Raw genomic sequence first — 5,215 nt, 5'->3', positions numbered from 1 at the left:
TTCACTGGCTGCCTGTTCCGCCAGCCGGTTGATTTCGGCGATGACCGCGCTTTGCAATTGCTGCAACCCGTCAGGGGACTGGTTGCAAAAGGCAATTCGCGAGATAACATCCGCTCCCCAGGCGATTTGAGGATTCAACCCGGAGGCCGTTGCCAGCAGGGCACCGCTGCGCAAATCGCACAGATAAACAGCCAGGGTGGTTGTGCCAATATCCACTGCCAACCCCAGCGCCCGTTCCTGAAAACCGGCCTGAACCCGCAAGACGCGCTCCTCATTCCAGAGGGTCAGGGTTACCTCGCCGCCGCTCTCAGCCGCCGCAGCGGACAGGGCATTCAGCGCCGACTCTTCCCACTCCAACGCCAACACCCCAAACCGATTCGCCAGCAATTGCCGCGCCTGTTCAAGCAGAGATGAAATGCCGGATCCGGAAGGATCAAGCCGAAGCCAGCACAGTCGAATGAGCGGGTCAACCTCAACGACAATTTCCCCCAGCGATTTGCCGAAAGAACCACCCAAGGGGCGATCCTCTCCGCCCGTGACCACACATACATCGCCCAACAGGCGGGCAAGGCATGCCAACCGGCTGCCGGAAGGCAGACCGCGGGCAGCCAGTTCATCGAATTCGGCTTCATCCGCCGGCGAAAGATGAGCCAGCGAGGAAATTTTACCCTGTCGGCCAAAAGCCCCTTCCCTGACCCGTACCGCGCATTGTCCGCACCAGCCCTCCCCTCCACAGGCCGACTCGATTGTCACCCCCAGCTGGCGGGCTGCTTCCAGCAATGTCATGCCGCGTTTAACCCTACCGCTGCGCCCGGAGGGCACAAACAGCACCTCACAGGTTTTCTCAATATTCTTCTGAAAGTCAGTGGGTGAAGAAGTATCCATCGTTGCGCCAAAATTGCTCTCTTGTTCCTGAATAACACGAACGTGATTGACCCCTCCCGTCTCTCCAAAAACCGCCGCGGCATTTTTTGGCAAGTTGCAGGTGGGGGACGGTTGAACCACAGGCCAGGTTCTGCCCTTCAGGCGAATTCTTGTTAATTATAGCCGTGGAGCATTCAAACCAACCTGCGAAATCCTGCTTTCATGGAGATTGCAGTGCAGGTTTATCTCCATTCACAAATACACTATAATAAAACAACTTTGATTTTCACCGGTGCGGTGAAACCTGCCCATCTTTATGCGATGTTGATCCATGACGGAATTTAGCCCCCAAATCGGGTTGACCCTCTTTATCATCTTCGCCGCTGTGGTGCTGTTTGCCAGCGAAAAACTGCGCGTGGATATCATTGCCCTGCTGGTGCTGATCAGCGTAACCCTGACCGGATTGATTGACCCGTCTCAGGCTTTTTCCGGTTTTGCCAATCCGGCGGTCATTACGGTTTGGGCAGTGTATATCGTGTCGGGCGGTTTGTTTTCCACCGGCATTGCCAACCTCCTGGGTGGACGCATTCTCCAGATTGCTGGCAACAGCGAAGCCCGGTTGATCGCAGTTCTCATGCTGGGGGCAGGGCTGCTTTCGGCGTTCATGAACAACATCGGCGCCACAGCCGTCTTTCTGCCTGCTGCCGTAGGCATCTCCCGCCGCACCGGCATTCCGCTTTCAAAATTGCTCATCCCCCTCTCGTTTGCTTCCCTGCTGGGTGGCAACATGACCATGATCGGCACACCGCCCAACGTGCTGGCTTCCAGTTTGCTTACCGACCGCGGGCTGCCCGGTCTGCGTTTTTTTGACTTCACCCCAACCGGTCTGGTGGTGTTCATCAGCGGTATGCTGTATATGGTATTGATCGGACGACACTTACTGCCATCCCGCAAACCCCAAAACATTCAGGATGCCTATCAACTGCGCCAATATCTGAGCGAAGTGCGCATCCTCGAACAGAGCAAACTGGCCGGTAAAACCCTGGCCGAGTCGCGTCTTGGTTCGGATTACGACCTGAATGTAGTTGCCATCATTGATCTGGAAAACCATCGTCACATTCCACACCGCGATCACCTGTTTTGTCCGGGTGAAATCCTGGTGGTCAAGGGCCGGCTGGAAGACCTGCTGCGTGCCCGAGAGTCACTCGGAATTGCCATCGAGGCCGAACATAAATTAGAACTATCCGAGATCACCGGAGAGGACGAAGTTACCGTCGAGGCGGTGCTCGCCCCGCGCTCCCGCCTTACCGGCAAGACCCTGCGCGAAACCCACTTCCGCGACCGATACGGTTTCACCGCCCTCGCTATCCACCGCCAGGGGCGGGTCATCCTGGAACGTCTGCGGGATGTGCGTTTGCAGTTTGGCGATATTCTCCTGCTGCGCGGGCGCAAGATTCAACTTCCCGCTTTACAATCCAGCGAAGATTTTTTACTGCTTGAACCGGTCAACGATACCAGCCGCCGCTTGAACAAAGCCCCGCTGGCAGGCGGCATTTTGTTACTGGTACTGGCATTGACGATCATTGCTCACATGCCCATCGCGCTGGCAATGGTCATCGGCGCGGTGCTGATGGTGATGACCGGCTGCCTGACGATGGACGAAGCCTATCAGAGCATTGACTGGCGCAGCGTCTTTCTGATTGCCGGCATGCTGCCGCTGGGTCTGGCTATGGAAAGCACCGGCACCGCCCGTTTTCTGGCCGAGCGGTTGGTTGGGCTGGTTGGCAATCTCGGCCCGCTGGCTGTGCTGGCCGGCATTTACATCCTGGCATCCTTAATTACCGAACCCATGTCCAACGCTGCCGCCACCGTGCTGATTGCGCCAATCAGCATTGACGTAGCATTAAGCCTTGGCGCAGACCCGCGTCCCTTTGTTCTGGCGGTTGTGATTGGTGCTTCAACCAGCTTCCTCACCCCGGTTGGACATCAATCCAACATTCTGGTCATGGAACCGGGCGGTTATCGCTTCACCGATTACACCAAAGTCGGCGCTCCCCTCAACCTGGTTCTTCTGATCGCCATTTTAATTTTCCTGCCGCTGTTCTGGCCGCTCTTCTAATGATGGTGTGCTGCCGAACCAAAAGCGTGTTCATAGACCAGCATCCAGTAATAATGCCAGTCGAATCCGGCTTTGACCGGTAGGTCGGCAGCCAGTGGCTGATAGGCACTCTCGCCGCGCAGACTGCGATCCAGAAAGCTCAGCAGCTGCGCCCAGGCCTGGCCCTGCACACCCCCGGCGCGGATGGATTCTATGTCGGTCACAAAAGCATGCGGCTGGCCCTCGTAAATGGTGATTTCGTGCGGCACGCCGGCTTGCTGCAAGGCCGACTCAAAGGCGCGTACTTCTTCCAGCGGAATGGATTGATCGGCCCCGCCGAAAATACCCAAAACCGGGCCGGGCAGTTGTTTGAGCACGTTTGTATCGGTAACCAGCGACCCGTAAAAGATGGCTGTGGCAGCCAGATTGGGGTTGTGCAGGCTGTACAGCAGCGAAGTTCTCCCGCCGTAGCAAAAGCCCATGATGGCAATCCGGTCAGCGCGGACGTTGGGCTGGGCCGCCAGCCACGCAAACACACTATCCAAATCCTGGTTGACCTGTTCCGGCGGAGTGGTAATCACCTGGAAGATGGCGCGTGGAATCCAGCTGGTAGTCGAGCCGCGGAAGGTATCCGGCGCAACCACCACATATCCCTCTTCAGCCAGTCCCTGAGCTTTTCCGACAATGCTCTGATTCAAGCCGTAGAACTCGTGAATCATGATCACTGCCGGAAACGGGCCCTCGCCCGGCGGAGCTGCGACATAGGCGCGTACATCCGGCCCCGTGCCGGCAGCGGGAATGGTAGTATTGGTAACGGCTTCCAGCCGGTTTGCGCCAAGCGCCATATCCACCAGCACCGACCCGACCAGCAGGGCCGCAAACCCAACCACAATACCCAACACTGCAACCAATATCCGCCGCACCGTTTTCATTTCATTTGCTCCTCGAATTGGAATGACCTGATTTCATTCTATCGAAAAGCAGGGCGGGGCAATACCCATCGTATAGGGTTCGGCAATTATTCCTCAACCCAAAATCATTTTCAAGCCGGCGATGACCAGTACCGCAGCCAGTAAACGGCGCAGAGCCGGGTTACCCAGCCGGCGGCTGCCGAACTCAGCTCCAAGCCAGCCGCCCGCCACAGCCGCCACCGCCCACACCGGGATAAACGAAGGAAGTTCCGAAACGACGGAAAAGTGACCGAGCAGCCCGGAAATCGAGTTGACCAGAATAAACGCTGCCGCCACCCCGCCGGTCTGGCGCACATCTGCCCAGCGCAGAAACACCAGCAATGGACTGAGAAAAATTCCCCCGCCCACGCCGGTCAGGCCGGAAAGCAGACCAATCACAGCCCCAAAGAACACCGCAAGGGGGATGTTGATCGCGCGCGGTTCGGCTGCCTGAGGTTTGCCTGCGCTGAAGAAGAGCCGTGCCGCTGCATAAATCAACACAACCCCCACAATTGGTTTATACAGAGTAGTCGGCAGTACAATGCTGCCTCCCACAAAAGCCAGCGGCACCGAAGTCAAGGCGAACGGAAGGAACAACCGCCACGAGAAACACCCCGCCCGGTAAAATTTAATCAGCGCAATCAGCGAAACGAGGATGTTCAGCGTCAGCGCAGTCGGTTTCATCACCGCCGGGGCAACCCCGAACAGCGCCATCACCGCCAGATAGCCCGATGCGCCTCCATGTCCAACGGAAGCGTATAAAATTGCAGCCAGAAAAATTAAAGTCGGTAATGTCAGCGATGTTGAGAGATCCATGCTTTATTCGATTGTTTCCTCAGATCTTTGGAATACCCAGTAAACTTCAGCAGCAATTTTCCGAACCGAAGCCGACTTTTTCTGCAAATTTTGCCACTCATCCAGCGTATAAACCACCACATCCGCCGCTACCGGCAAAGCGGTTGCATCGAACGAAAGGGCGCGTTGTTCAAAAGGCAAGTCGGTGTGAGTAACCACCATCAAAAGGTCCACATCACTGCCAACCCCCCAGTCACCTCGCGCATAGGAGCCGAAACAGCCAATCTTTTGGATCGAGGGATGCCGGCTGGCAAGCGTTTCGGCCCACTCCCGCACTGCGCTGAACACGGTGTGAGAATCAGGCCATTTGAGTACGGACGAATTCAAGGATCTCACGGGCATATTCGATTGCCTGCGAACTTTGGAGAGAACCATAATGTTCAAACGGGGCGCCGCTCGGATGTCCGTTCGGATAACCAGGCAGATCGCTCTCGGCTTGTTTGAACCA

General features: G+C 56.7%; 5 protein-coding genes. 1 reads left to right on the top strand and 4 read right to left on the bottom strand.

Translation table 11 applies throughout. The features are described 5' to 3' along the window. Positions 1 to 1,005 (bottom strand): 2Fe-2S iron-sulfur cluster-binding protein (locus ACWIZX_RS09345; protein WP_448335568.1); only part of this gene is annotated, 1,005 nt, incomplete at its 3' end. Positions 1,006 to 1,195: 190 nt separating this feature from the next. Here ACWIZX_RS09345 and ACWIZX_RS09340 point away from each other — a divergent pair. Next, a complete protein-coding gene (locus ACWIZX_RS09340) occupies positions 1,196 to 2,983 on the top strand; it encodes an SLC13 family permease (protein WP_448335567.1) in 1,788 nt (595 codons plus the stop codon). On the opposite strand, the gene ACWIZX_RS09335 is transcribed toward ACWIZX_RS09340, so the two are convergent. The 3 genes from ACWIZX_RS09335 to ACWIZX_RS09325 all read right to left on the bottom strand — a co-directional run bounded on the left by ACWIZX_RS09335 (position 2,980) and on the right by ACWIZX_RS09325 (position 5,055). Further along, positions 2,980 to 3,894 (bottom strand): dienelactone hydrolase family protein, encoded by a 915-nt coding sequence (locus tag ACWIZX_RS09335; RefSeq protein WP_322794394.1) that lies wholly within the window; start codon positions 3,892 to 3,894, stop codon positions 2,980 to 2,982. The genes ACWIZX_RS09340 and ACWIZX_RS09335 overlap by 4 nt on opposite strands. Positions 3,895 to 3,987: 93 nt before the next feature. Then, positions 3,988 to 4,728 (bottom strand): sulfite exporter TauE/SafE family protein, encoded by a 741-nt coding sequence (locus ACWIZX_RS09330; RefSeq protein WP_448335566.1) that lies wholly within the window; start codon positions 4,726 to 4,728, stop codon positions 3,988 to 3,990. 3 nt (positions 4,729 to 4,731) lie between these two features. After that, a complete protein-coding gene (locus tag ACWIZX_RS09325; protein ID WP_448335565.1) occupies positions 4,732 to 5,055 on the bottom strand; it encodes a nucleotidyltransferase domain-containing protein in 324 nt (107 codons plus the stop codon). Positions 5,056 to 5,215 lie beyond the last annotated feature (160 nt).

The organism is Bellilinea sp., from assembly GCF_053501535.1.
This window is presented reverse-complemented; position numbering and strand designations above follow the sequence as displayed.